The 25,474-nt window shown below is 71.4% G+C and carries 28 protein-coding genes; 9 read left to right on the top strand and 19 right to left on the bottom strand.

Going from position 1 to position 25,474, the window contains the following annotated elements:
• Positions 1-64: 64 nt before the first annotated feature.
• The 8 genes from ACQEV1_RS45515 to ACQEV1_RS45480 all read right to left on the bottom strand — a co-directional run bounded on the left by ACQEV1_RS45515 (position 65) and on the right by ACQEV1_RS45480 (position 6,497).
• Positions 65-691: a response regulator gene (locus ACQEV1_RS45515; RefSeq protein WP_285579697.1), complete on the bottom strand. Its 627-nt coding sequence runs from the start codon at positions 689-691 to the stop codon at positions 65-67.
• On the bottom strand, positions 688-1,851 hold the full coding sequence (locus ACQEV1_RS45510; RefSeq protein WP_285626474.1) for a sensor histidine kinase: 1,164 nt from the start codon (positions 1,849-1,851) through the stop codon (positions 688-690). The genes ACQEV1_RS45515 and ACQEV1_RS45510 overlap by 4 nt, the downstream gene beginning before the upstream one ends.
• Positions 1,848-2,660 (bottom strand): ABC transporter permease, encoded by an 813-nt coding sequence (locus ACQEV1_RS45505; protein ID WP_285579699.1) that lies wholly within the window; start codon positions 2,658-2,660, stop codon positions 1,848-1,850. Before ACQEV1_RS45505 ends, ACQEV1_RS45510 begins: the two co-directional genes overlap by 4 nt.
• The gene (locus ACQEV1_RS45500; protein WP_433403443.1) at positions 2,657-3,502 is read right to left on the bottom strand and encodes an ABC transporter ATP-binding protein; all 846 of its coding nucleotides are present in this window, start codon (positions 3,500-3,502) and stop codon (positions 2,657-2,659) included. The genes ACQEV1_RS45505 and ACQEV1_RS45500 overlap by 4 nt, the downstream gene beginning before the upstream one ends.
• Positions 3,503-3,580: 78 nt before the next feature.
• Positions 3,581-4,375 carry a site-2 protease family protein gene (locus tag ACQEV1_RS45495; RefSeq protein ID WP_285579703.1) on the bottom strand — a complete coding sequence of 265 codons (795 nt, stop codon included), beginning with the start codon at positions 4,373-4,375 and terminating at the stop codon, positions 3,581-3,583.
• 11 nt (positions 4,376-4,386) lie between these two features.
• Positions 4,387-4,959 carry a TetR/AcrR family transcriptional regulator gene (locus ACQEV1_RS45490; protein ID WP_285579705.1) on the bottom strand — a complete coding sequence of 191 codons (573 nt, stop codon included), beginning with the start codon at positions 4,957-4,959 and terminating at the stop codon, positions 4,387-4,389.
• 283 nt (positions 4,960-5,242) lie between these two features.
• Complete coding sequence (locus ACQEV1_RS45485; RefSeq protein WP_285626479.1) at positions 5,243-5,641, bottom strand: DUF3224 domain-containing protein; 399 nt, start codon at positions 5,639-5,641, stop codon at positions 5,243-5,245.
• A gap of 52 nt (positions 5,642-5,693) precedes the next feature.
• Positions 5,694-6,497 (bottom strand): TetR/AcrR family transcriptional regulator, encoded by an 804-nt coding sequence (locus ACQEV1_RS45480; RefSeq protein WP_285626481.1) that lies wholly within the window; start codon positions 6,495-6,497, stop codon positions 5,694-5,696.
• 71 nt (positions 6,498-6,568) lie between these two features.
• Between ACQEV1_RS45480 and ACQEV1_RS45475 the strand changes: the two genes are divergently transcribed.
• A complete protein-coding gene (locus ACQEV1_RS45475; protein ID WP_285626484.1) occupies positions 6,569-7,438 on the top strand; it encodes an NAD(P)H-binding protein in 870 nt (289 codons plus the stop codon).
• 26 nt (positions 7,439-7,464) lie between these two features.
• On the opposite strand, the gene ACQEV1_RS45470 is transcribed toward ACQEV1_RS45475, so the two are convergent.
• Genes ACQEV1_RS45470 through nucS form a run of 3 tightly spaced genes read right to left on the bottom strand, consistent with a single transcriptional unit; the run spans position 7,465 to position 9,004 of the window.
• The gene (locus ACQEV1_RS45470; protein ID WP_433403438.1) at positions 7,465-7,620 is read right to left on the bottom strand and encodes a hypothetical protein; all 156 of its coding nucleotides are present in this window, start codon (positions 7,618-7,620) and stop codon (positions 7,465-7,467) included.
• A complete protein-coding gene (locus ACQEV1_RS45465; RefSeq protein ID WP_433403435.1) occupies positions 7,620-8,309 on the bottom strand; it encodes an NAD(P)-dependent oxidoreductase in 690 nt (229 codons plus the stop codon). Before ACQEV1_RS45465 ends, ACQEV1_RS45470 begins: the two co-directional genes overlap by 1 nt.
• 35 nt (positions 8,310-8,344) lie before the next feature.
• Entirely contained in the window at positions 8,345-9,004 is a 660-nt protein-coding gene (nucS, locus tag ACQEV1_RS45460; protein WP_433403432.1) for an endonuclease NucS, read from the bottom strand.
• Positions 9,005-9,259: 255 nt separating this feature from the next.
• Here nucS and ACQEV1_RS45455 point away from each other — a divergent pair, with 255 nt between their 5' ends.
• From ACQEV1_RS45455 to ACQEV1_RS45440, 4 genes are all read left to right on the top strand, one after another.
• A complete protein-coding gene (locus ACQEV1_RS45455) occupies positions 9,260-10,900 on the top strand; it encodes a 3-hydroxybutyryl-CoA dehydrogenase (protein WP_433403429.1) in 1,641 nt (546 codons plus the stop codon).
• Positions 10,901-10,935: 35 nt separating this feature from the next.
• Positions 10,936-11,247: an ATP/GTP-binding protein gene (locus ACQEV1_RS45450; protein WP_285579718.1), complete on the top strand. Its 312-nt coding sequence runs from the start codon at positions 10,936-10,938 to the stop codon at positions 11,245-11,247.
• A 10-nt stretch (positions 11,248-11,257) separates the two neighbouring features.
• On the top strand, positions 11,258-11,968 hold the full coding sequence (locus tag ACQEV1_RS45445; RefSeq protein ID WP_285579719.1) for an alpha/beta hydrolase: 711 nt from the start codon (positions 11,258-11,260) through the stop codon (positions 11,966-11,968).
• 208 nt (positions 11,969-12,176) lie between these two features.
• On the top strand, positions 12,177-12,962 hold the full coding sequence (locus tag ACQEV1_RS45440; RefSeq protein ID WP_433403426.1) for an alpha/beta fold hydrolase: 786 nt from the start codon (positions 12,177-12,179) through the stop codon (positions 12,960-12,962).
• A gap of 29 nt (positions 12,963-12,991) precedes the next feature.
• Here ACQEV1_RS45440 and ACQEV1_RS45435 read toward each other — a convergent pair whose 3' ends face one another.
• The 3 genes from ACQEV1_RS45435 to mce form a co-directional block, all read right to left on the bottom strand.
• On the bottom strand, positions 12,992-14,311 hold the full coding sequence (locus tag ACQEV1_RS45435) for an AI-2E family transporter (RefSeq protein WP_285626494.1): 1,320 nt from the start codon (positions 14,309-14,311) through the stop codon (positions 12,992-12,994).
• A 412-nt stretch (positions 14,312-14,723) separates the two neighbouring features.
• Complete coding sequence (locus ACQEV1_RS45430; RefSeq protein ID WP_285579724.1) at positions 14,724-16,007, bottom strand: DivIVA domain-containing protein; 1,284 nt, start codon at positions 16,005-16,007, stop codon at positions 14,724-14,726.
• Positions 16,008-16,198: 191 nt separating this feature from the next.
• A complete protein-coding gene (mce, locus tag ACQEV1_RS45425; RefSeq protein WP_285626497.1) occupies positions 16,199-16,654 on the bottom strand; it encodes a methylmalonyl-CoA epimerase in 456 nt (151 codons plus the stop codon).
• Between the two features lie 84 nt (positions 16,655-16,738).
• On the opposite strand from mce, the gene ACQEV1_RS45420 reads away from it, so the two are divergent.
• A complete protein-coding gene (locus ACQEV1_RS45420) occupies positions 16,739-17,917 on the top strand; it encodes an acetyl-CoA C-acetyltransferase (RefSeq protein WP_433403421.1) in 1,179 nt (392 codons plus the stop codon).
• A gap of 4 nt (positions 17,918-17,921) precedes the next feature.
• On the top strand, positions 17,922-18,881 hold the full coding sequence (gene meaB / locus ACQEV1_RS45415; RefSeq protein ID WP_285626503.1) for a methylmalonyl Co-A mutase-associated GTPase MeaB: 960 nt from the start codon (positions 17,922-17,924) through the stop codon (positions 18,879-18,881).
• A 20-nt stretch (positions 18,882-18,901) separates the two neighbouring features.
• Here the strand turns inward: meaB and ACQEV1_RS45410 are convergent, their stop codons facing one another.
• The 3 genes from ACQEV1_RS45410 to ACQEV1_RS45400 all read right to left on the bottom strand — a co-directional run bounded on the left by ACQEV1_RS45410 (position 18,902) and on the right by ACQEV1_RS45400 (position 22,218).
• Positions 18,902-20,629 carry a bifunctional lysylphosphatidylglycerol flippase/synthetase MprF gene (locus ACQEV1_RS45410; RefSeq protein ID WP_433403417.1) on the bottom strand — a complete coding sequence of 576 codons (1,728 nt, stop codon included), beginning with the start codon at positions 20,627-20,629 and terminating at the stop codon, positions 18,902-18,904.
• Positions 20,630-20,701: 72 nt separating this feature from the next.
• Positions 20,702-21,388, bottom strand: coding sequence for a DUF4230 domain-containing protein (locus ACQEV1_RS45405; RefSeq protein WP_285579734.1), 687 nt, complete (start codon positions 21,386-21,388; stop codon positions 20,702-20,704).
• A gap of 56 nt (positions 21,389-21,444) precedes the next feature.
• On the bottom strand, positions 21,445-22,218 hold the full coding sequence (locus ACQEV1_RS45400) for a DUF2127 domain-containing protein (RefSeq protein ID WP_285626507.1): 774 nt from the start codon (positions 22,216-22,218) through the stop codon (positions 21,445-21,447).
• Positions 22,219-22,315: 97 nt separating this feature from the next.
• Here ACQEV1_RS45400 and ACQEV1_RS45395 point away from each other — a divergent pair, with 97 nt between their 5' ends.
• Positions 22,316-22,462, top strand: coding sequence for an ArsR/SmtB family transcription factor (locus ACQEV1_RS45395; protein ID WP_433403413.1), 147 nt, complete (start codon positions 22,316-22,318; stop codon positions 22,460-22,462).
• 220 nt (positions 22,463-22,682) lie between these two features.
• Here ACQEV1_RS45395 and ACQEV1_RS45390 read toward each other — a convergent pair whose 3' ends face one another.
• Both ACQEV1_RS45390 and ACQEV1_RS45385 read right to left on the bottom strand, forming a co-directional pair.
• Positions 22,683-23,930, bottom strand: coding sequence for a hypothetical protein (locus ACQEV1_RS45390; protein WP_433403410.1), 1,248 nt, complete (start codon positions 23,928-23,930; stop codon positions 22,683-22,685).
• A complete protein-coding gene (locus ACQEV1_RS45385; RefSeq protein ID WP_285579744.1) occupies positions 23,923-24,606 on the bottom strand; it encodes an ATP-binding cassette domain-containing protein in 684 nt (227 codons plus the stop codon). The genes ACQEV1_RS45390 and ACQEV1_RS45385 overlap by 8 nt, the downstream gene beginning before the upstream one ends.
• Before the next feature lie 270 nt (positions 24,607-24,876).
• On the opposite strand from ACQEV1_RS45385, the gene ACQEV1_RS45380 reads away from it, so the two are divergent.
• The gene (locus ACQEV1_RS45380; RefSeq protein ID WP_285626517.1) at positions 24,877-25,383 is read left to right on the top strand and encodes a MarR family winged helix-turn-helix transcriptional regulator; all 507 of its coding nucleotides are present in this window, start codon (positions 24,877-24,879) and stop codon (positions 25,381-25,383) included.
• Positions 25,384-25,474: the final 91 nt, after the last annotated feature.

The following is a 25,474-nucleotide window of genomic DNA, read 5'->3' as shown; positions in this document are numbered from 1 at the left end:
ACCGTGAATGCCGCGATCCGAAGGCTGATGTTAGCGTCTCGGCGGCCGGCGTGCCGGTCGCCGTTCACCCGCCTGGCGGGGGCAGGATGCCGCGTGCGAGCGCGGCGGTGACCGCGGCCGTACGGTCGGACACCTCCAGCTTGCCGAACGTCCGCAGGAGATGGGTCTTGACCGTCGCCTCGCTGATCAGCAGTTCCCGTCCGATCTCGGCGTTGGTGCGGCCGCGGGCGACCAGCCGCAGCACCTCGATCTCGCGCCGCGACAGCTCCACCGGCGAGCGCATCCGGGACACCAGCTTGGCCGCGACCGACGGCGCCAGTACGGTCTCGCCCCGCATCGCCGCGCGGATCGCCTGGGCCAGCTCGGTCCGCGACGCGTCCTTGAGCAGGTAGCCCGCCGCGCCCGCCTCGACGGCGCGCAGGATGTCCGCGTCGGTCTCGTACGTCGTCAGCACCACGACCCGCGTCCCCGGACGCTGGACGAGCACCCGCGAGGTCGCCTCCACCCCGTCGCCGCCGGGCATGCGCAGGTCCATCAGCACCACGTCGGGCTCGTGCGCGCGCACCGCCGCGACCGCCTCGGCGGCGCCGCCCGCCTCGGCCACCACCTCCAGGTCGTCCTCTGCCGCGAGCATGCCGCGCAGCCCCTCGCGTACGACCGGGTGGTCGTCCACCAGCAGGATCCTGATCACGCCGGTACCTCCACGCTGATCGAGGTGCCCTCGCCGGGCCGGCTGACGATCCGTACGGTGCCGTCGACCTGCCCGGCGCGGTCCCGCATGCCGCGCAGGCCGAAGCCGCTCGCCGTCGCCGGGTCGAAGCCCCGGCCGTCGTCGCGGACCTCCAGGCGTACCGCCGTCTCGGCGTAGTGCAGCGTGATCTCCACGCGACCGGCCTTGGCGTGCTTGCGGACGTTCGCCAGGCCCTCCTGCGCGGCGCGCAGCAGGACCACCTCCGTCCGGGCGGCCAGCCGGCGCGGCTCGCCGGAGACGACGCACTCGGTGTCCACGTCCAGTTCCTCTCCCAGGCGGTCCGACAGCCGGCGTACGGCCTCGTCCAGCGACGAGTCGCCGAGGGCGGCGGGCGGTACCGCGGCCACGAGGGCACGGGCCTCGGCGAGGTTCTCCCGCGCGGTACGGACGGCCAGGCCGAGCTGCCGCCTCGCCTCTTCCGGGTCGGAGTCGATGCGCGGCTCGGCCGCCTGCACCAGCATCAGGATGCTGGTGAAGCCCTGCGCGAGCGTGTCATGGATCTCGGCGGCGAGGCGTTCGCGCTCGGCCATGGCCCCGGCCTCCCGGCTCACTTCGGCCAGCTCCGTACGGGTCGCCTCCAGCTGCTCGATCAGCTCCCGGCGTTCGGTGCTCTGGCGGATGATGCGCTCCACCCAGAGGCCGAAGAACACCGAGAAGGTGATGCTGACGACCGTCCAGGTCAGGAACGAGGCGAAGGAGCCGCCGCTGTGCACGTCCCGCAGGAACCGTACGGCCGGAGCGGCGTTGAGCAGCATCACCGCGATGCTCGCGCGCCACCACTCGCCGATGATGTAGCACTGCGGGCAGAGCGCGAACAGGATCAGCGCGCTCTCCGGCACGGCCGACGACGCCGCGGAGGACAGGACGACCAGCCCGGCGACGTACACGTACGGCAGCATCCCGCCCCGCTCCGCGCCGAGCAGCCGCCGGCCGAGGAAGAGGTACCACGGGACCATGGCGAACAGGAGAGCGACCGCGATCGGGCCGTCCGGCCACGAGCCGTTCTCCGTCGTCACATAGAGGACCGTGGAGGCCAGGACCAGGGCGAAGTACGCCTCCCACCGCCCGAGTCCCAGCTCCCACGCGTCTTCGCCGCTCATCCGTCGTCGCGTCGCTTCCAGCGGAAGGTCGTCAGGCACAGTGCGAAGCCTGCTACAGCCCAGGCCGCCAGCACCAGTGCGATTCTGCCGTGCTCCCACGCGTGCGCGGGCTCGACCGGCAGCAGGGTGTCGGGCAGCAGCGCCGACCGCAGGCCCTGGCAGATCCACTTCAGCGGGAACACCGCGCCGGCGTCCTGCACGCCCTTCGGCAGTTCGGTGAAGGTGAAGTACACGCCGGAGATGAACTGCAGCACGAGGTACGGCACGTTGAGCACCGCCGCCGCGCCCCGGCCCGAGCGCGGCACGCTGCTCACCGCGATGCCGAGCAGGGTGCAGACGGTCACGCCCGCCACGAACACCCAGACGAAGGTGAACCAGCGCTCGGGCGTGCCCGGCGGGTTCAGCCCGAACATCACGTGGCCGAGCAGGAAGAGGACCACCGTCTCGGCCACCGACAGCACCAGCGCCGTGATCGTCTTGCCGATGAAGTACGCGGCCGGCGGCATCGGCATGCCGTACAGGCGTTTGAGCGTGCCGTCGTCCCGCTCCTGCGCGATGCCGACGCCGAGGCTGATGAACGTGGTCGAGGCGATCCCGCTCGCGATGATGCCGGCGGCGAAGTACTGCCGGAAGTCCACGCCCGTGCCCTTGATCTCGCCCTTGAAGATGGTGCCGAAGATGAGCATGAGGACGATCGGCATCGCGAAGGTGAAGGCCGCCGCCTCCCGGTCGCGCATGAAGGTCCTCAGCTCCAGTGCGCCGCGCGAGAGCCCGATCCGCAGGGTGGACGGCATCGCCTGGGCGGTCATCGCGCCGCTCCGATCATGGTGAGGTAGGTGTCCTCCAGGGTGGGCCGGGTGACCGTCAGCTCCGGGACCTCGCCGTCGAACTTCTGGCTCAGCTCGGCCACGACCTGGGTGGGGGAGTGGGTCTCGAGCGTCCGCGGACCCTCGGGGCTCGTCCAGCTCACGTGCGCCTTCGCGGTGGCACGGCCGCCCAGCTCCCGCGGCGTGCCGACCTCGACGAGCCGTCCGCGCGCGATCACGCCGACCCGGTCCGCGAGGGCCTCGGCCTCGTCCAGGTAGTGGGTCGTCAGCAGGATCGTCGTGCCGTCTCCGGCGAGGCTCTCGATCAGCTTCCAGAACTGCCGGCGCGCGTCCGGGTCGAAGCCGGTCGTCGGCTCGTCCAGGAAGAGCAGCTCGGGGTCGCCGACGATGCCGAGCGCGACGTCGACGCGCCGCCGCTGTCCGCCGGACAGCCGCGCCAGGCGCGCGCCGGCCTTCTCGGTCAGCCCGACCGCCTCGATCACCTCGTCGGGATCGCGTGGGGCCGGGTAGTAGGCGGCGTAGTGCCGCACCGTCTCCCGTACGGTGAGCTGGGGCCGCTCCTCCGAGGTCTGCGACACGATGCCGATACGGGCCCGCCAGCGCCGCGTCGGCCGCCCGGGGTCGGCGCCGAGCACCGCGACCTCACCGCCGGTCCGCCGCCGGTGTCCCTCGAGGATCTCGACCGTCGTACTCTTGCCCGCCCCGTTCGGTCCGAGCAGGGCGAACACCTCACCCCGGGGAATGTCCAGGTCGACGCCGTCCACCGCGTCGACGTCGCCGTACCGTTTGCGCAGACCGCGGATGCGCACCGCCGTTTCGTCCATACCGCCAGCGTCGCGGCGGCCGGCGCCTCACGCGATCGACGAACCGGTCATTCCGGTGTCCACCGAACGACGGACACCTCAGCCCAGCCCGACCTTCTGCCAGAACTGGAACAGCGCGTGGCCGACCGTGGTGAGGTCGGAGTTGATGCCGAACAGGTCGGTCAGGTGGTAGATGACCGAGAAGAACGCGCGGTTCACCGGGCCGATCCACAGCAGCGCCATCAGGGCGATGAACGCGTAGCCGCCGACGCGGTTCGCCTGGGCCACCCAGCTGCGCGGCAGGTACGGCTCGACGATGCCGAAGCCGTCCAGGCCCGGCACCGGCAGGAGATTGAGCACCGCGGCGGTGACCTGCAAGAACGCCAGGAACGCCAGACCGCTCCAGAACAGGGCGTGGTCCAGGCTCGTCGCGAGCTGTGTCAGCACGACGCCCAGGACGATCGCGAAGGCGAGGTTGGCGAGCGGGCCGGCCGCCGAGATCAGGCTGTGCCGCAGCCGGCCGCGGATCGCCCCCCGGTCGATGTAGACCGCGCCGCCGGGCAGGCCGATGCCGCCGAGCAGCAGGAACAGCACCGGCAGCAGGAAGCTCAGCGCCATGTCCGTGTACTTCAACGGGTTGAGCGTGAGATAACCCTTGGTGGCCATGCTGCGGTCGCCCGAACGCCAGGCGAAGAACGCGTGCCCGAACTCGTGCAGGCACAGGGACACGATCCAGCCGGACACCACGAAGACGAACAGCAGGAACCGGGCCGCGTGCCCCACGTCCGTGCCGTACCGCCAGGTGGCCAGGCCGGACAGGGCGAACAGGCCGACGACGAACAGGAAGATGGGGCTGGGCCGCACGGAGGACCGCAGGGCGGTGACGTTGCTCATCGGTGAACTCTTCAGCTGCTCTCTGCCAGGGCGGGCACGACGTAGGTGCGGAGGAACTCGCGCGGCTCATCCTCGCGCGGCATGACGATCATCGAGGAGATGATGCGGAAAAGGAACTCCACCGCTCCTTCAACGGTGATGTCCGCCCGGAGGGTTCCCGCCCGCTGAGCGGCGTCGAAGTGCGGCCGTACGTAGTCGGAGCACAGGTGCAGCAGCCGCTCGGCGCCGCCGACGACCGCGGCCTGCGTGTGCCCGGCCGCGTCGGGCGCCAGCAGCGCGGCGACGTGCGGCTCCCCGCGGATGAACGCGACGGCGTCCACGACGCCTTCGACGATCGCGTCCGGCACCGACCGCTCATGCCGCAGCCGCTCCGACAGCCGGTCGAGGAAACGGCGCAGGTCACGCAGGACGACGGCCAGGATCACCTCGTCCCGCCCACCGGCGAAGCTGCGGTAGACGGTGGCCCGGGAGAGCCCGGCGGACGCCGCGATGTCCTCGACCGTGGTCTTGGCGACGCCGTACCGCGCGAAGCACTCCTCGGCGGCGTTCACGATCCGTTGACGGACCTGGGAAGCCTGCGGCATGCCCCGCAGGTTACCCGGCCGTACGCACGCCAGAGGTTTTCCACAGGTGGCCCCGCCACCTTCCTACGGCGAGCCCGAGCACTGGACAATGGAAGTGGGCTGGAGCCCCAGGGCGGGCGGGGCGTGTCCCGGGCGGGCCGTGTCCCGGGCGGGCCGTGTCCCGGGCGGGCCGTGTCCCGGGCGGGCCGTGTCCCGGGCGGGCCGTGTCCCGGGCGGGCCGTGTCCCGGGCGGGCCGTGTCCCGGGCGGGCCGGGTGCCGGGCGGGGCGGGTTGTCCGCTGGGCTCAGGCGATTTTGTAGTCGAGGGTGTAGGAGTGGCCGCCGTCGGGGCCGATGACGATTCGGCCCTCGCCCGTGATGCCTGCCAGGTCGCCGGTGCCCGTGCCTTCGGTGATCTTCCAGGAGAGCCAGGGTTCGCCGTTCTCGCCGCCGGCGTTGTGCTGGAGGACGAATCCTCCCTTGCGCCCGTCCAGCGTGCCCTCGAACCGCTCGATCGCCACGTACGCTCGCGGGGTCTCTCCCGTGGCCACCGTGAGTAGTTCGGCCGTGCTGGTGCCGGTGAGATCGCCGCTGAAGGTCTTCTCGACGTGCACCCGGGCGATCTTGGTCTCCTGGTGGACGTCGTACGGCTCGCCGGCGTCGAAGGCGTCGAGGACGAAGGTTCCCGCTGCGTGCTTTGTCATAGGTGACGATCCTGCTGGAGATTCCTGACGGCTGACGGCAGGTATTCCGCCGTCAGGGGCGGGCGGGCTCGTCGCGGGCCTGCTCCACGGCCGCCTGGATGCCGGACAGCAGCCGCCGGAGGCCGAACTCGTACGCCTCGGCGTTCGCGCCCTTGGTGCCCGCGTCGAAGCCGCCCTCGCGCCAGAGCCTCGCGATCGTCGGATGCCGGGTCACGTCGAAATAGTCCTCCCAGAACGACCCGCGCGCCGCCCACCAGTCGGCCGCCGACTCGCCCGTCCGCTCCAACTGCTCGTACTCCGCCTCGGCCGCCGCGGCCGCGTGGACGAAGGTGACGATCGTTCCGGCCGCCGCCGTGATCTGCCGGGGTGACAGGCCGATCCCGGACAGCGCGGACAGGAGGTACTCCTGCTGGGCCATCAGGCCGGGGCCGAGCGGAGGCCGCACCGTGGAGATCTCCCGCAGCCAGGGGTGACGCCGGTACGCCGCGCGGGTGCGCTCCGCGTACAGCTCGATCTGCTCCAGCCACCCCTCGGGCCGCTGATCGCCCGGGCCGGGCAGGTCGCGCTCGGTGAGCACCGCGTCGACCATCAGGTCGATCAGTTCCGCCTTGCCCGGCACGTACGTGTAGAGCGACATCGTGCCGGCGCCGGCCTCGTCCGCGACCCGGACCATCGACATGGACGCCAGGCCCTCGCGGTCCGCCACCGCCAGCGCGGCGCGGACGATCTGGTCGACCGTCAGCTTGGGCCGGCGTCCGCGGGGCGGCCTGCCGTCCGTCCGCCCGGCGGCGCGGTCGCGCCACAGCAGCGCCAGCGTCCGCTCCGGGTCACCGCCGCCGCTGTGTTCCACCGTCATGACTTGATCCTAATTTCTCGTATGCCGTACGGTTAATATTCCCGTAGGGCATACGAGAATGAGGAGGGGTCATGACGATCCTGGTCACCGGCGGCACCGGGAACATCGGGCGGATCGTGGTCGAGCGGCTCGTGGAGGCCGGGGAGCGGGTGCGAGTGATCACCCGCCGCCCGGACGAGGCCCGGTTCCCCGAGGGCGTGGAGGCCCGGTACGGGGACCTCGCCGATCCGGCGACGCTGGCCGGGCCGCTGACCGGTGTCGAGCGCCTGTACCTGTTCCCGCACCCCGAGACCGCCCAGGACGTGGTCGACCGGGCGAAACGCGCGGGAGTACGGCGGATCGTGGTGCTGTCCTCGGGAGCCGTGACCGCCGGCCTGGACACGGGCTTCCACCTGCCGGTGGAGCGGGCCGTGGAGGAGTCGGGGCTGGAGTGGACCCACGTGCGCGCCGGTGAGTTCATGCTGAACCGGCTCTGGCTGTGGGGCGAGTCGATCCGCGCGGAGAACGTCGTGCGCGACCCGCTCCCCGAGCAGGGCGGGATCCCCGTGCACGAGCGGGACGTCGCCGACGTCGCCGTGTGCGCGCTGCTCCACGACGGCCACGCCGGCGCGGCGTACACCGTCCTGGGGCCGGAGTGGATCACCCGGCGGGAGCAGGTCGCCGCCATCGCCGCCGCCGTGGGCCGCGACGTCCGTCTCGACCGGATCGGCCGGGAGGAGGCGCGGGAGCTCTACCGGGCCATGGGCGGGTTCGCCGCGGCGAACGCCGACTTCCTGCTCGGCTTCACCGACTACGAAGGCCAGGAGGTCGAACCGGACGCGGCACCGCGCGGCGACGCCTCCGAGTACCCCCCGATGCCGACCGCCGAGGCGGTCACCGGCCGGCCCGCCCGTACGTTCGCCCAGTGGGCCCGCGACCACGCGGCCGACCTCACCGCCTAGACCGGAGCCGGGATCCGGGGGACGGCTCAGCGCAGCAGCAGGTCGACCACGCCCGTGGTGCCCTCGTCACCGTGCCCGTCGGCGAGGCGGCGCTCCATCAGCGTCAGGAACGGCCTGAGCAACTCGGGGCTGACGCCCTGTTCCTCGGCGGTGCGAAGCAGCGTCTCGTTGGCCCGCACCATCATGGCGAGGTTCGAGGTGCCCCCAGGGGGTAGTCGCCGGTCTCCAGGTGCACGGCGACCCCGTTCGCGTAGCCGGCCATGGCGGTGAGCCATTCGACGAGAAGGGCCGCGAACTCCTTGGGCGCGACCCGCGTCCCGCGCATGAGCGCGAAGGCGTGTGACACCCCGGCGAACATGCCGGTCATCGCGCTCAGCAGCGCCACGTCGTGGAGGGCGGCCGCGCCGGGGTCCGCGCCGACGTACCGGGTGGCCGCCGGGACGGCCAGCGCGTCGTGACGGTCCGCGAACAGCTCCGGCGAACCGCTGTAGAAGACGTAGGCGCCGGATTCCGGGGCACCGATCATCGGGGGGACGGCCATGATCCCGCCGGCCAGGTAGCGGGCGCCGCGTCCGGCCGCCCACTCGGCGCGGTCCCGCGCCGTACCCGGGGTGCTGGTGGTGATGTTGACCAGGTCCTTTCCGGCCAGGTCGGCGTCGGTGAGGGCCGTACCGACGGAGGCGCCGTCGAGGAGGCAGGCGACCACGAGGTCGCTCGCGGCGACCGCCTCACGAGCCGTCGCGGCGACCTTCGCGCCTTCGGCGGCGAGAGGCGCGGCTCGGCTCGCGGTGCGGTTCCAGCCGGTCACCTGGTATCCGGCGGCGTGCCATGCGCGAGCGATCGCGGTGCCCATCGTGCCGAGACCCAGCACGCTGATCTTTTTGTCGGAGACTGACCGACGCCGGCTCAGAACAGCGTGTCGTCGCGCTCGATGCCGCGCAGGGCGTCGTAGTCGAGCGTCACGCAGCCGATGCCGCGGTCCGCGGCCAGCACGCGCGCCTGCGGCTTGATCTCCTGGGCGGCGAACACGCCGCGGACCGGGGCCAGGAGCGGGTCGCGGTTGAGCAGCTCCAGGTAGCGGGTCAGCTGCTCGACGCCGTCGATCTCGCCGCGTCGCTTGATCTCGATGGCGACCGTGGCGTTCGCCTCGTCGCGGCAGAGGATGTCGACCGGGCCGATCGCGGTCGGGTACTCCCGGCGGATCAGCTTCCAGCCGTCGCCCAGCGTCGTGATGTGCTCGGCGAGCAGCTCCTGCAGGTGGGCCTCCACGCCGTCCTTCTGCAGCCCCGGGTCGATGCCCAGCTCGTGGCTGGTGTCGTGCAGGATCTCCTCGATCGTCAGGATGAGCTGCTCACCGGACTTGCCGTGCGTGACCGTCCACTTGCCCTCCTCCTCCTTGAGGACGCAGGGCGGGTTCATCCAGTTGAGCGGCTTGTACGCCCGGTCGTCGGCGTGGACCGAGACGGATCCGTCGGCCTTGATGAGGATCAGCCGAGGGGCCATGGGCAGGTGGGCGGTGAGCTTGCCGGCATAGTCGACACTGCACCGGGCGATGACGAGACGCACGGTCGCCCACCTTAGCCGCCCGGCGCCCGCCCCTCAGGCCCCTCGGACAATCCGGCCCCCGATACAGGCGGGCGCCGGTCATGGGCCCTCCTTCGTCGGAAGGTGTGACCACAGGACCGCGCTTTTTGATTCCCTCGCTGCGCTCGGTCATGGGCCCTCCTTCGTCGGAAGGCGTGACCACGGGACCGCGCTTTTTGATTCCCTCGCTGCGCTCGGTCATGGGCGGCATCGCGCCGGTCTGGAAAACTGCGGAGCATGAGTGCAGCGGTGAGCAGGGTCGGAGTCGTCGGGCTGGGCACGATGGGCGCGGGCATCGCCGAGGTGCTGGCGCGCGGCGGCCACTCCGTCGTCGGCGTCGAGGTGAACAACGACGCGCTCCAGCGTGGCCGGGACAACCTGGAGAGGTCGACGGGCCGTGCCGTACGCCGCGGCCGGCTGTCGGAGGAGGACAAGGCGGCGATCCTCGGCCGGATCGAGCTCGGCACCTCCTTCGCCGGGCTCGCCGAGTGCGACCTGGTGATCGAGGCGGTGCCCGAGCGGCTGGACCTGAAGCGCCGGGTGTTCGAGGAGCTGGACACGGTGTGCCGCCCCGACGCCGTACTCGCCACCAACACCTCCTCGCTGTCGGTCACCGAGATCGCGGCGGCCACCGGCCGGCCCGAGCAGATCGTCGGCGTGCACTTCTTCAACCCCGCGCCGGTCATGAAGCTGGTCGAGGTGATCCACACCGTCCTCACCCGGCCCGAGGCGCTCACGGCCGTGGAGGAGCTGGTCGGGAGCCTCGGCAAGGTCGCCGTCACCGTCGGCGACCGGGCCGGGTTCATCGCGAACCGGCTGCTCTTCGGCTACCTCAACCAGGCCGCCGGGATGTACGAGGCCGGGTACGCCACGCGTGAGGACCTCGACGCGGCGATGACGAGCACGGGCCTGCCGATGGGCCCGCTCACGCTCATGGACCTCATCGGCCTCGACGTGTCGCTGGAGGTCTGCGAGGCGATCTACCGGGAGACCCGCGACCGGCGGCACGCGCCCGCGCCGATCCTGCGGCGGCTCGTCACCGCCGGCCTGCTCGGCCGCAAGACCGGCCGCGGCTTCTACACGTACGACGGGCCGGAGCAGGCCGCGGAGCCCGGCACGGAGCCGGGGGCCGCGCCCAGCGTCGGCGTCGCCGGGTCCGGGCCGCTCGCCGTCGCCGTCATCCAGGCGGCCGAGCGCGCCGGGGCGGACGTCCGCTTCGTCGCGGGCGACGACGACAAGGCGCGCGCCGTACGCGACGCCGTCGGCGAAGGCGTCACCGGCGGCACCGACCTGTCCCTGCTCGCCGACCGCGATCTGATCGTCGAGGCCGTGGCCGAGGACGTCGCGGTCAAGCGGTCGCTGCTCGCCGCCGTCGACGACGTGGCGCGGAAGGGCGCGGTGCTGGCCACCACCGGCGCCACCGTGCCGGTCATCGAGCTGGCCATGGCCACCGACCGGCCGCAGGACGTCGTGGGCCTGCACCTGCCGGACCCCGAGGGCGGGCTCGCCGAGCTGGTGAGCACCGTCGTGACCGACCCGGAGATCGCCGAGCGGGCCGCCGCGTACCTCACCCGGCTCGGCAAGCGTCCCGTACGCTCCGCGGACCGGGCCGGCTTCATCGTCGACGCGCTGCGCGTGCCGTACCTCAACGACGCCGTGCGGATGCTCGAGTCCGGGTACGCCGACGCGGACGCGATCGACGCGGCGATGACGCACGGCTGCGGGTACCCGATCGGCCCGATCGCCGACCTCGACCGCATCGGGCTCGACCGCGCCGTGGAGGTGCTGCGCGCGCTGTACACGGAGTACCGCGATCCCGCGTTCGCGCCCGCCCCGCTGCTGGACCGGCTCCGTACCGCCGGGGCCACCTTCCGCTGACGGGTGTGTCCGGCTCAGCCCGTACCCTGATCGGCATGAGTCCGCGCAAAAACCGCCGCACGCGCGACATGCCCCGGGAAACCGGGCAGGGTGCGTTCGGCGGTCCGCAGCGGATCGAAGAGGGGCCCGACGGTGACTGGATCGTCCGGCCCGCAGCCGGCGCCGCGAAGACCTACCGCTGCCCCGGGTGCGACCAGGAGATCCCCCCGGGCGTCGGGCACGTCGTCGCGTGGCCGGCCGAGGGTGGCGGTCCGGAGGACCGGCGCCACTGGCACCGGCCCTGCTGGGAACACCGGCTGCACCGCGCGCCCAAGATCCAGCGGTCCCGCCGCGGCCCGCGCTACTGAAAGGACTGCGATGGCGGAGATCCGGGCGAGCACGGTGCTGCCCGCGCGCCGTACGGACATCGAACTGCAGACCGCCGACGGCCTGAAGCTCGTCGGCGAGCTCGCGGTGCCGGAGGACCGGCCGCCCGTCGCGACGCTCGTGTGCCTGCACCCGCTGCCCACGGCCGAGGGCATGATGGACAGCCACGTGCTGCGCAAGGCGTCGTACCGGCTGCCCGCGCTCGCCGGTCTGGCCGTCCTGCGGTTCAACACGCGCGGGACGAGCAGCGATCGCGGGACGAGCGAGGGTGAGTTCGGCGAGGGCGAGGCCGAGCGGTACGACGTCGCGGCGGCCCTGGAGTGGGCGGAGTACCACGACCTGCCGCGCACCTGGCTCCTCGGCTGGTCGTTCGGCACCGAGCTGGCGCTGCGGTGGGGGCGTGACCCGCTGGTGGAGGGGGCGATCCTGCTGTCGCCGCCGCTGCACCGCGCCACCGACGCCGACCTGGACGCGTGGGCGGAGTTCGGCCGTCCGCTGGTCGCGCTGGTGCCCGAGCGCGACGACTACCTGCGGCCGCCGGAGGCGCGGGAGAGGTTCAAGCGGGTGACCCAGGCGGAGGTGGTGGGCGTCGACGGCGCCAAACACCTGTGGGTCGGTGAGCCGTACGTCCGAATCGTGCTGAACGAGATCGTGAAACACGTGGCGCCGGAGGCGTACCCGCTGCCCACCGAGGTCCTCTAGGCTCCGCCGCCCCAGAGCCCCGGCCACGGTGCCCGGCCGTTCGCCCTAAACGTCGAAGACCGATCACGGCCACGGTTCTCGGCAGGACGGGAATCAGGAGTGACGATGAGCGGGGTCCGGCGTGCGCCGGACCGGGGCGGGCCGTCCGCGCCGAGCGGACTCGCCGGCTGGCCCCGATGGGGTCCGTTGCGGAACGGGGAGGGGCACCGTGCAGTTGTACACCCGCGACATCGGTGGCGGGACGCCGTTGGTGCTGTTGCACGCGTTTCCGCTGTCGTCGGCCATGTGGCTGGCGCAGCGGGAGGGCCTGGCGGCGCGATTCCGGGTGCTCACCCCTGACCTGCGCGGATTCGGTGGTTCGTCCCTCGGTAGCGATGATCCCTCCATCGACGTCATGGCCGACGACGTCGCGGCCCTGCTCGACGCCAAGAACATCGATCGCGCGATCGTCGGCGGCCTGTCGATGGGCGGGTACGTGACGCTGGCGTTCGGCCGGCGGCATCCGGACCGCCTCCTCGGCGTCATCCTCGCCGACACGAAGGCCACGGAGGACGCCCAGGCCGCGCGTGCGGCCCGCATCCGGACCGCCGAACGCATCGAGGCCGAGGGCAGCGTCAACGTGCTCCTGGAGGAGCTGCTGCCGCGGCTGGTCGGCCCGACGACGATGCGCAGCCGCGCCCTGGTGTACGGCCGGGTGCGCGGGCTGGTGCAGTCGACGCCGCCGGCGGCCGCCGCCTGGGCGCAGCGCGCGATGGCCGCGCGCCCGGACTCGGTCGGCGCGCTCGCCGGGTTCCGCACGCCGACCCTCGTGCTGCACGGCGCCGAGGACGCCCTCATGACCGAGGACGACGCCCGGACCATGGTCGATGCCCTGCCCGACGCCGAGCTCATCACGATCCCCGGGTCCGGCCACCTCACCGCCGTCGAGCAGCCGCAGCTGTTCAACGACGCGGTCACCGAGTTCGGCGCGGCCCTGACCCGTACGGTGCGCTGAGGGGCGCCGAGTCGATCAGTGCGGGCGCCCTAGGACTCCTCCTGACGTGGCATCACGACCTCGCGCAGGATCAGCGCCACCGCCGCGGCGGCCGGGATCGCGAGGAGCGCGCCGATCACGCCGAGCAGCGCGCCGCCGATCAGCGCGGCGATGATCGTCACCGCGGGCTGTACGTCGACGGACCGCTTCATGACCCTCGGCTGGACGATGTAGTTCTCGACCTGCTGGTAGATCACGAAGTAGATCGCGGTGGCGATGCCGACCCACAGCCCGGAGAAGAACGACAGGCCGGTCACGAAGACCGCCCCGATCGTCGCGCCGACCAGCGGGATCAGGTCGGTGATCGCCACGAGCAGCGCGAGCGCGAGCGCGTACGGCACGCCGACGATCAACAGGAAGATGTACGACGTCACGCCGGCGATGAGCGAGATGAGCAGGTTGCCCGCGACGTACCCACCGATCCGGGCGAGGATCTCGTCGCCGAGGAGCGCCACCCGCGCCCGCCGCGACCGCGGTGCCAGCCGGTACATGAAGCCGGTGATGCTCGGCAGCGAGCTCAGGAAGTACAGCGTGAGGATCAGTACGGTCAGCGCGCTGAAGACGCCGCTGACGACGATCTGGCCGACTCCGACGACGCCGTTCGCGGCGCGGGTGCCCAGGTCCTTGCTCTCCAGCGCCGACCTGGCCTTCTCCAGCAGGTGGTAGCGCTTGTCCAGGTCCTGAAGTTTCGGGTTGTTCTGCAGTTGTTCGAGGTAGCCGTGGCCGCTGGTGAGATTGTGAATGATCGCGGTCGTCTGCTCCGACAGGGGCGGCACGATGGCGAATCCGAACCCGACGAAGAATCCCACCAGCGCCAGGAACACCAGCAGCACCGACCACCGCCGTGAGACGCCGATGCGTTCGAGCGCCTCGACTCCCGGGTTGAGGCCGACGGCCAGGAACAGCGCGACGACGATCAGGATGATGACCGAGCGGGCGTTGGTGAACGCCTGGACCAGCATGTACGCGGCGAGCACGCCGAGCGCGCCGTAGAAGCCGAAGACGAACGGATGGTTGCGGGTGAGCGGCCGGCCGGGCCGCCCGAACGGGAACAACTCGTCCACGCCCGCCTCGCGCTCCCGGGCCTTCACGTCGGTGACCGGATCCGCCTGGGCGACCCGGCCGCGCCGCCGTATGAGCCCCCCGCCGCCTTCTTCGGAGACCTCGTCGGCCGTGTCTTCGGCGGCTTCCGCGGTGGCCGTGCTCCTGGTGGCTTCGCCGGATGTAGCGGCGGTGTCCTCGGCTCCCTCGGCCGCCGTGGCGGCGGCCGGGCCGTCGGACTTCGCGCCCGCCGTCGCTCCGTCGACCACCGTGTCAGAGTCCTTGCGCCGGAGCTCCCACGGGACTCGCTTCCGCAGGTGGTGGGCCCATAGGCGGAGGTTGACAAGATCCGTCTTCGCGGCACCCGACTCGTTCGGATCTGCTTGCGATCCACCGGATGCGGCCCCGTTCCCCGCTTCGCCCGTCTCCGACGCTCCGGCATCGGCCGTATCGGAGTCGGCCCCGTCCTGGTCGGCCGACTTCTTGGCACGGCGGCGATCCCGGGCCAGCAGGCCCCGGTCCGCGCGCCGGTCGCTCTCAGAGAGCTCCTCAGGCACCCTTCACCTCCCGTGAAGTGCCCCAAATTACGGCAAAAAGCCTAGAGGAAATCTCCTCTAGGCTTTCCGCCGTCTCGCGCTGTGTTGCGGGATTCGCCGCTTTATTCGGTGCGGGCGCTGATGGTCACTCCTGCCACCAGTCGTCCTCGTCGTCCTTCTTGCGCTGCTGGGAGGGCTGCTGCGCCTTCGGCTGCGCGGCCGGCTTCGGGTCGGCAGCGGCGAGCGCGGGCTTCTCCGGCGGCGCGGCGATGGCCTCGTCGCCACCCGGGGTGGCGACGCCGCCGATGAGCTGGCGCAGCTGGTTGAGGTGGCTGGTGATGCTGTCGCGCTGGCGAGTGAGCTCGTCGACCTGGCGCTGAGCGGTGGTGCGCATCTTCTCGGCCTCGGACTTGGTGTCCGAGAGGAGCTGCTCGGCCTGGGCCTTCGCCTCGGCGATGACCGAGTCGGAGTTCTTGCGGGCGTTGGCGACCAGCTGCTTGGCGTGGTTGTCGGCCTCGCGGCGGGTCTGCTCGGCCTGCTGGGTCGCCTTGGTGGCGCGCTGCTCGGCGGAGGCGGCACGCTGCTCGGCCTCGGCGACGAGCTTCTGCGTCGCGCTCTGCGCGGCGGCGTGACGCTCGTTGTCCTGGCGCTCGGCCTCCTCGCGGCGGGCCGCGAGCTGGATCTCGAACTCGCCCTCGGCCTGGGCGCGCTGGGCCTCGCTCTCCTCGAGGATGCGCTGGGCCTGGGCCCGCATCTCGTCGGCCTGGCGCTTGGCCGTGGTGAGGATCTCGTCGCGCTCGCGCTTGGTGGACGCCCGCAGCTGGGCGACCTCGCGCTCGGTCGTGGTGCGGAGCTTGGCGATCTCACGCTCGGCGGCGGCGCGCTTCTCGGCGACCTCGTGGTCGGCGGTGGCGCGCAGCTTGGCCACCTCACGCTCGGTCGTGGAGGTCAGCTCGTCGGCCCCGCGGCGGGCGGACGTGCGCACCTCTTCGGCCTCGCGCTCGGCCATGTTGCGCATGTCCTCGCCCTCGCGCTGGGCGGTGGCGCGGAGCTCGGCGGCCTCGTTCTCGGCGGTGGCGCGGAGCTCGGCCGCGTCGACCTTGGCCGCGGCCTTGATCTCGTTGGCCTCGGACCGTGCAGCCTGCACGAGCTCGGTGGCCTGCTCCTCGGCGAGGCGGAGCAGCTGCTCGATGCGCGCGCCTAGGCCGGAGTAGGTGGGCCGTTCCTGCTCCTGCAGCTGGCGATGCGCGTCGGACAGCTCGCGCTGCATCGCCTGGGCCTGCTCACGGCTCTGGCGGACCTCGTTGTCGAGCTGCTTGATGTGCTCCTCGACCTGGTGCCGGTCGTAGCCGCGTAGCACCACGTCGAACTCGCGTGGGGGCGTGTCTTCGAAGAAGTTGCTGAGCTGGGCGTCGATGTCGGACTGCATGAGGCTCAATCCTGCTGTGACGAGACGGCTACCGGTGGGTGGAGATATCGGATCATGGCCGCGCGAATACTGCGTGTTACGGGGTATTGCACGCGCTGGACCACTTCCGCGACAGCAGAGTACTCCGGACACTGCCGTGTTGGGGGCTCAACTTGACGCCCTGGGTGAAATGTCTTGGTTGTTATGAGTAGTCAGGCGTTGTGTCGACCCTGGAGAGGATCTTTCGCCGCCTGTACCAGCTCGGTCAGCACCCCTCCGACATCCTTCGGATGCAGGAACGCGATGGAGGCTCCCATCGACCCATGGCGGGGACGCTCATCGAGCAGGCGCACGTGCTTGGCCCCGATCGCCTCGAGCGCGGCCGCGACGTCGTCCACACCGTAGCCGACATGGTGCACGCCTTCGCCGCGCTTGGCGAGGAACCGGCCCACCGGCGTGTCCGGGCCCAGCGGTTCAAGGAGCTGGACGTACGAGGAACCGGCCGGGCCGTCGGCGACGTGGAGCATGGCCTCTTTCACGCCCTGCGCCTCGTTGACCTCGCGCGAGGCCACGACCAGGCCGAATGTCGACTCGTAGAAAGCGATCTTCTCCTCCAGGTCGTGGCAGGCGATGCCGACGTGATCGATCCGCGTGAGTCCGGTGAACATGGCGTTGGCCTCCCAGGAAGTGCACTGTCCCCGTGTGGGTATGTTGGCAAACGTCGTACCGACCGGGTGCTGGAGGTCCTATTCATGGCCGGATCCGTCATCGTCGCCGGGGCGCGCACGCCCATCGGCCGTCTGCTCGGTTCCCTCAAGGGGTTCGCCGCCGTCGATCTCGGCGCGCTCGCGATCAAGGCTGCGCTCGAACGCGCGGGCGTCACCGGTGATCAGGTCGACTACGTGATCATGGGGCATGTGCTCCAGGCGGGGGCCGGTCAGATCCCCTCGCGTCAGGCCGCGGTAAAGGCCGGCATTCCGATGAATGTCCCGTCGCTGACGATCAATAAGGTCTGCCTGTCGGGCCTTGACGCCATCGCTCTCGCCGACCAGCTCATCCGGGCGGGTGAGTTCGACGTCGTCGTGGCGGGCGGCATGGAGTCGATGACCAACGCGCCGCACCTGCTCCCGAAGGCGCGGCACGGGTACAAGTACGGCTCGATCGAGGTGCTCGACGCCACCGCGCACGACGGGCTCACCGACGCCTTCGACGGCGTCTCGATGGGCGAGTCGACCGAGGGCTACAACGCCAAGCTCGGGATCAGCCGCGAGGAGCAGGACGAGTTCTCCGCCCGCTCGCACCAGCGCGCCGCCGCCGCGGCCAAGAACGGCCTGTTCGACGACGAGATCGTCCCGGTCGAGATCCCGCAGCGCAAGGGCGACCCGATCGTGTTCAAGCAGGATGAGGGGGTGCGCGCCGACACGACCGCCGAGTCGCTCGGCCGGCTGCGGCCCGCCTTCAGCAAGGACGGCACGATCACCGCCGGGTCCTCCTCGCAGATCTCCGACGGCGCCTGCGCGGTCGTCGTCATGTCCAAGGCCAAGGCCGAGGAGCTGGGTCTCACCTGGCTCGCCGAGATCGGCGCGCACGGCAACGTCGCGGGCCCGGACAACTCCCTGCAGTCCCAGCCGAGCAACGCGATCAAGCACGCGCTCGGCAAGGAGGGCCTCGACGTCGCCGACCTGGACCTCATCGAGATCAACGAGGCGTTCGCCTCCGTCGGCGTCCAGTCGATGCGCGACCTCGGCGTGGACGAGACCAAGGTCAACGTCAACGGCGGCGCGATCGCGCTCGGCCACCCGATCGGCATGTCCGGCGCTCGCATCGTGCTGCACCTGGCGTACGAGCTGCGCCGGCGCGGCGGCGGCGTGGGCGCGGCCGGGCTCTGCGGCGGCGGCGGTCAGGGCGACGCCCTCATCCTCAAGGTCTGACCCGGTGGCGCGTACGGCCGACGTCGACGACCTGGTCGCGCGGGCGCGCAAGGGCGAGCCCCGCGCGGTCGCGCGGCTCATCACCCTGATCGAGAACGCCTCGCCGCAGCTCCGTGAGGTCATGGCGGCGTTGAACCCCTTGGCGGGCCGGGCCCGCGTGATCGGCCTGACCGGTGCGCCGGGGGTCGGCAAGTCGACCTCCACCAACGCGCTCGTACGCGCGTTCCGCCGTCAGGACCTGCGGGTCGGCGTGCTCGCCGTCGACCCCTCCTCGCCGTTCACCGGAGGCGCGCTCCTCGGCGACCGCGTGCGCATGCAGGACCACGCCTCCGACGCGGGCGTCTTCATCCGCTCGATGGCCAGCCGTGGCCATCTCGGCGGGCTGGCGTGGGCGGCGCCCCAGGCGATCCGGGTACTCGACGCGGCCGGCTGCGACGTGGTCCTGGTCGAGACGGTCGGCGTCGGCCAGGCGGAGGTGGAGATCGCCTCGCTCGCCGACTCCACCATCGTGCTCGTCTCGCCCGGAATGGGCGACTCCATCCAGGCGGCCAAGGCCGGCATCCTGGAGATCGCGGACGTCTTCGTGGTCAACAAGGCCGACCGCGACGGCGCGCAGCAGACCGTACGCGACCTGCGCAACATGATCGCGCTGGCCGCGCCGGAGGGCTGGAAGCCGCCGATCGTGCCGACGGTGGCGGTCAAGGACGAGGGCGTCGCCGACGTCGTGCGGAAGCTGGACGAGCACCTGGCGTGGATGGAGGACTCCGGCGAGCTGAACCGGCGACGCCGCGCCCGCGCCCGCGACGAGATCGAGGCGATCGCCGTCACGGCCCTGCGGGAGCGCATGGGCGACCTGCACGGCCACCAGCGCCTCGACGTGCTGGCCGAGAAGGTGCTGGACGGCTCCTGCGACCCGTACGCCGCAGCCGACGAACTGGTCGAGGGCCTCACCGAGTCCGGCTGACGGACCTTCGAGGGGTGCCGTCACCAGCCTGGGGTGATCGGCAGGGCGTAGGAGTCCTCGGGGGCGGTCTCGGCGTGTCCCCGGCCGCTCTCGCCGGCCGGGCGCCAGTGGCCGAACTCCAGCGTGAGCAGCGCCACCGCGATCGGCAGCAGGCTCGCCCACGACGGGAACACCACCTTGCGTCCGACGTAGCGCGGCTTGAACTTGCGGTTGAACAGGTACAGCGACTCGACCTTCACGAATCGGTCGAGCAGGTGGATCACGTGGTACGTGCCCTGCTCCAGCGCGCTGCGGTCCTCGGTGTCGAACAGCTCGCGGAACGCCGCGAAGTTGAGCGACACCTCGTCCACACCGTGCTCGGCGGCGTACTCCATGATGTCGGCGATCATGCGTTCGTTGAGGCCGTTCGGGGAGCCCGGCGCGCGGCGCATCACGTCGAGTGACAGGCGGCGGGCGGACGCGCTCGGCAGGTAGCGCTGGAAACCCACCGGCGCGCCGTCGGCGTCACGGGCGACCACGAGCACCGGGAAGGCGTGCCGCCCGGTGAGCAGACCGTCCATGTTCATCGAGAAGCCGCGCTCCTCGACGCCGCCGAGGGCCTCGGTGGCGAGTGCCCGCAGCCGTTCGCGGTCGTCCTCGGCCAGGGTGCCCTCGGGCAGGACCTCGGTGGTCACGCCGGCGTTGTGGGTGCGGCGCACCGCCTGGCGCACGTTGCGCATGCTCCGGCCGTTCAGCCCGAACTCGCCGGGCGTGAGCAGGACCTCGTCGCCGATGCCGATCGCGCGCATGCCGTACGGGGTCCACAGCTCCAGCAGGTCCTCGCGGGCGCCGAGCACCGCCATCCGCCAGCCGGAGCGGCGGGCCAGCGCGACGAACTCGGCCACCGCGCCGGGGTAGGAGCGCGGGTCGCCCACCGGGTCCGCGCCCGCCGCGGCGACGCCGAACAGGACGCGGTAGCCGATCACCGCGCGGCGGTCGGGACTGAAGACGTAGGACTTGTCCCCGCGCAGCAGGAACGGCGCCAGAGTGTCGGAGCCGTCGGCGTCGACCAGGCGCGCCGCCTCGGCGCGCTCCTCATCGGTGCCGGGCGGCGGCGGGGGCGCCGGCGAGAGCAGCGTGACGAACATCGCGAGCAGGCCGCCGCCGCCGAGGATGCCGAGGCTGGCCAGGAACCAGTGGTCGGCCGAGCCGTCGAAGTGCAGCGGGCCGGATCCGGAGGCGCTCAGCCCGGCGAGGATCTCGCGCCCCGCCTCGCTCGCGGACGGGCCCGGCGTGATGTGGTGCCGCTGGGCGATCATGATGACCAGCCCGTACGCGACCGCCACCCCGTACGTGACCACGCCGGCGCGGACCGCGGCGCGGAACCGGCTCGGCGTGGTGTCGAACTCGCGGCGGTAGCGGACGAAGCCGATCGCCGCCACGCCGAGGATGAGCAGGCGGCCGAACTCGCGCACGCTGACCGCGTCGAGCATGGACAGGATGGTGAGCGCGAGGACGACGTAGTACGCCACCCGGCGGCGGAGCAGCAGGCCGCGGGCCGCGGCCAGCAGGACCAGCGCGAGGAGCAGCTCCTGCCCATCGGGGAACAGGTCGCCCACGAGGAGCTCCGCGGGTCGCGCGGAGAAGGAGGGGACGAGCGCGGGGAGTCCCACCGCGACCGCGGCGGCCGCCACGGGTACCGCGAACGGCCATGTCGGCCGTCGTACCGGGTCGTGCGCGACTGTCGCCGCTTCTGCTGCGATGGACACAGCGAATCACCCCGACTCGTCCCCAACCACGCCTCATGGAGAGGTATTCCCCCGGTGATCCTTCGCCCTCATTCAGGAAGATGTGGCAAAGGTCACGGTAACTGTTTTGAAGCCCAAAGCCTTCAACATGTTCGTGAGCATCTGCTTGGTGTTCGCGTCGGCACGCTGCGCGAGCCCGCTGGAGTTCGCCGCGTCCTGGATCTTCTGGGCCGCGAGGACGTACAGCTGCTGCTGCTGGTTGGGGTTGGAGCCGAAGAAGTCACCGAAGCGGTCGAACAGGCCGCGCTGGGTGGCGAAGACGTAGCTGTGCTTGGGGTCGAGGTTGGTCTTCTCCAGCTGGGCGTGGGGCATCCGGACGGTCACCGTCTCACGGGTCTTGTCGACCGTGAGGGCGCCGTTGCCGATGTGGGAGAAGTCGACGTAGGCGTCGACGGTGCCGTTCCCAACGAAGAGCGTGCGCTTTCCGCGCAGCGCGCTGGGCAGGAATCTCGCGTCTTTCTCCAGGTCGACGACGACCTGGTAGTTACCGCTCGCGGCCTCGTAGCGGGAAAGGTTCTGGATGGAGTTCAGCACGACGGGCGCGCTGCGGTCCTTGGTCGTCTCGCCGAACGGGTTGAGCCAGTGCGGCAGCTTGTGCGCCGCCTGCAGGCCCGCGTAGACCAATGCGACGAGTACGACGACGACGGCGACCGCGCGCAGGACGGGCCTGCGGGGACGCTCGGATATCTGTGTGTCCTCGGTTGTGTCCGAGTGCGCCATTTCGCATCACCTCTGGGGTTAGCTCAACCCGGCTATTCCCCAGATAGACGCGAAAGTCACCCCGCCGGCTCCGTGTGTGATGTGACGGCCGCCTGTTCGACCTCGATCAGCGACTCGCCGCGCCGCCGGGCCTCGTACGCCTCCTTGCCACCACGGATGCCGAACAGCCGCTTGGACACCAGCAGGTACACGACGAGACCCGCGTTGATCACCAGCGCGCCCGCGCGGACAGCGGTGATCCGCTCGGTCAGCTCGTAGATCTCCAGCGGCAGCCCGCAGGCGGTGGCGACAACCGCGAAGTACTCGCCCCAGCGCTTGAGGAGCCACAGGCCGACCGCCTCGATCAGCTCGATGAGGCCGTAGGCGAGCAGAGCGAGGGCGAACCAGGTCAGCGTGCTGGACTTGAGCACGAAGACATGGCGGATGCTCTCCACGACGTGGGAGTTGTCCAGATCCCATCCCACCTGGCGGGCGATGGGCTTGAGGAGCGGGATCTCCTTCTCGAAGACCTTCTCGATGGACCCGCGGTGGGCGGAGAACCGCCACACGCCGTACGCCGCGGCGGCGATCACCAGGCCGCGGATCACCCGCTCCAGGGCGAAGAACCGCATGATGAGCGCTTCGCGCAGCTCATGCCCGCGCATGACGAGCGGCGCCCGGTCGGCCGGGCCGCTCCCGTGGGGCTCGCCGTGGACGTACGTGCCGCAGCGCAGGCACCGCCACGCCTCTCCGGCCGGCGTCTCGACGTGCAGCCGGTCGCGCAGGGCGGTCTCGTCCGGCGCGTACGTGATGTGGCCCTTGCGGGCGCAGGTCAGCAGGCTCCAGTCCACGCCGCTGACGATAGTCAACATTACGGACGCATGTGGTGCTCCTGAGATCACCGGCCGTATTCAGGGGTACGCGCTGTTCGTCGCCGAGAAGCTCGGCGTGAGCCGGCCGGCCCGCGGCGAGCACATGAAGATCCTCAGCCAGGCCGGCCTCGTACGCGGCACGAAGATCAAACAGTGGGTGTTCTACCGGCGTGACGGAGGTCGCATCGCTGAGGCGAAGGAGATGTTGAGCGGTGACTGGTGATCCACAGGCCGTGGCGTCCGCGCCGGCCCGCTACGACCGACTGGTGGCGGACCCGGACGCCGCGGGCGCGCGCTACCGGCTGATCGACCATCCGCCCGAGGGGCGCACCGACCTGGTCAGCGCCCTTCGCGAGCACGACGTGGCGCACGCCGCCAAATGCCCTGCGGCTCGTGCTCATGATCGAGAAGGCCGGCGTCGTCGCCACCGGCGACTGAACCGGTCAGACGGTGCGGAAGTCGAGGCCGCGCAGCGTGCAGGAGCGGTAGCGGGCGTAGTGGAGGCGCAGCCAGTGCCGGCGGCGCGCCTCGGCCCAGCGGCCGAAGGCGCGGGCGGCCGTCGCGTCGGTCATGTGGGGCGGTGTCTCGTCGAGCAGCCAGGCCGACACCAGCGCGGTGTAGCGCACGCCGACGGCGTGCGCGGGGTTGCCGCACGTGCGCGCGTCGAGCAGGCTGATCTGGATCTCCTGCTCCGCGCGGTGCTCGTACCCCGGGGACAGGTCCGTGAGGTGGATGTAGACCACGCCGTGCCCAGGACGCGGGAAGTCGTTGTCGGGCCGGTGCTCGACCCGCGTGAATCCGCCCGGCGTGCCGCTCAGGCGTGTGGCCAGCGGGGTCAGGGCGGCCTCCAGCGACGGGAGCGCCGAGCGCAGCGCCGGGTGCACGCACACGGTCAGCGGCCACTGGCGGCAGGAGTACTCGAACGCGCGGGGGGCGAGCGGCGTGCGCTGCTGAGCGTGGATCCACAGGGTGGTGAGCGCGATCAGCCCCGCCGCCGCGACGAGAGGCAGGGCGAGCCGCGCGCGCCGCGTGAGCGTCCACAGGTAGCCGCTGACGAGGAGCCCGCCGAAGCCGAGTGACCACAGCGCCTGCCCGGCGAGCAGTTCGGTGCGCAGGCCGGCGAACGGATGGATGTGCTCGACCCCCGGCGGCGGCAGGAGGTACGTCCACGTGCCGGGGCGGGCGACCCCCCACAGGCAGGTGACGGCGGCCGCGGCGGCGACCGTCGGCAGCCGGGGGACGGCGCGGCCCGCGAGGTAGCCGATCACGGTGTAGTCCAGCAGGGTGAGCGCGCCCGCGAGCAGCCCGACCACCTGGGGATGCCCGGCCTCGACGTGCAGCAGGGTCTTCACCACGACGATCGCGGCCACGACGAGGTACGCGCACAGCGAGACGACGCCGAGCAGTGTCAGGTCCAGCAGTGGCCCGAGCGCGGGCGATCGGGCGCTCAATCCTCGCAGGTAGCCGAGCCGGTGTTCGCGCAGCGCCACCCACGCGGCGAGGGCCGCGGAGGCCGGCCCGAGCACGCGCACCGACGCGAACAGCGCGGCGACGGCGTCGTCCCAGTACGCGACGCCGGGCAGCAGGGCGTGCCAGGCCGCGACCGCGCCGAGCAACGCCAGGGCCGGGACGGCCAGGAACGGGGCGGTGCGGCGGGCGTCGATCCGCAGCACCCGCCCCAGGTCAGACACCGGCCGGCACCCGGGACCACGTTCGGCAGACCTCCAAGGACTCGATCAGGCGAGCACGGGCGATGGTGAAGACCCGGTCGCACCACCCCGTCAGCTCCGCCGGATCGGGCGCGGTCACGACCACGGCCGGGGCGAGCGCGCGCACCACGCCGATCAACTCGTCGCGCTCCGAATCGGCGATGGATCCGAGCGGTTCGTCCAGGAAGACCAGATCGGGCCGATGCACACAGGTCGCCGCGAGCCCCGCCCGCAACCGCAGATCGGCGGGCAGCATGTCCATCTCGAATTCCGCGGCATCGGTCAATTCAAATCGCTCCAAAATCGCCTCGGCCGCGTTCTTCGGCGTGGCTTTGAAATAGGCGGCGTAGGCCACGTACTCGCGGGCGGTGACCCCGGCCGCCCAGCCGAACCGGTGCGGCAGCAGGCCGAGCCGCGGGCGTACGGCCCGCTGCCCGGCCGGCCCGGTCACGTCGTGGCCCAGCAGCTCCAGCTCGCCCACGCTGGGCCGGCGCAGCGTGGCCAGCGTCGTCAGCAGCGCCGACCTGCCCGAGCAGGGCGGACCTGCGAGCCCGACCACCCCCGAGGTGATGCCGAACGTGGTGGGACGCAGGATCCACCGCCCCCCGCGGCGGATTCCCATGTCCCGAGCCACGATCGTGGAGAAATCCGCGATCATTCACTACCCCCCGAAATCTCGGTGCGCGCTCGAGGCTAGAGGCGGATCAGCCCGATGAACGGCCGCGTCGACGCCCCCCTTTGCCGTCGCCGCACGCACCGACAACGGAACTATAACTTGCCTTGGTGATGACTGTCAGCGTTGTTGTGTCCGCCGGTGTCGTTGGCAATGATTTGAGGAGAATGCGGGAAACAATTGTTGTTATAGGTCGGTAAATGTCGGATGGATGCTCGCCGGAGAGTCGCGGAGCCCAGGCGCTACCGTGTCCGGGTGTCCAAGCCGCTCAACCTCCCCTTCGACCCCATCGCCCGAGCCGGTGACCTCTGGGAACGCCGGTGGGGGCGCTCGCCCGCCATGCTCGCCGTCACGTCGATCATGCGCGCCCAGGCGATCCTCATCGCCGAACTCGACGCCCGGCTCAAGCCGTACGAACTGACCTTCGCCCGCTATGAGGCCCTCGTGCTGCTGACGTTCAGCAGCAAGGGCGCGCTGCCGCTCTCCAAGATCGGTGAACGGCTGATGGTGCACCCGACGAGCGTGACCAACACGATCGACCGGCTGGAGAGGCAGGGCTACGTCCTCCGCCGCCCGAACCCGCGCGACGGGCGCGGCGTGCTCGCCGAGATCACCGAGAGTGGCCGCGACACCGTCGAGCGCGCCACCCGCGACCTCATGGCCGCCGACTTCGGTCTGGGGGCGTACGACGCCGAGGAGCTGGGAACGATCTTCGACGTGCTGCGGTCGCTGCGGGTGACCGCGGGCGACTTCCAGGACTGACCGGGCTCTCTCCGCGGCGCGCGGGCCTGGAAACGGCTCCGGACCGGCTCGCGGTGGCTCCGCGACACAAATTACTAGGACGTCCTAGTAT

It is taken from the genome of Actinoallomurus sp. CA-142502 (assembly GCF_050936355.1).
GTDB lineage: Bacteria > Actinomycetota > Actinomycetes > Streptosporangiales > Streptosporangiaceae > Actinoallomurus > Actinoallomurus iriomotensis.
This window is presented reverse-complemented; position numbering and strand designations above follow the sequence as displayed.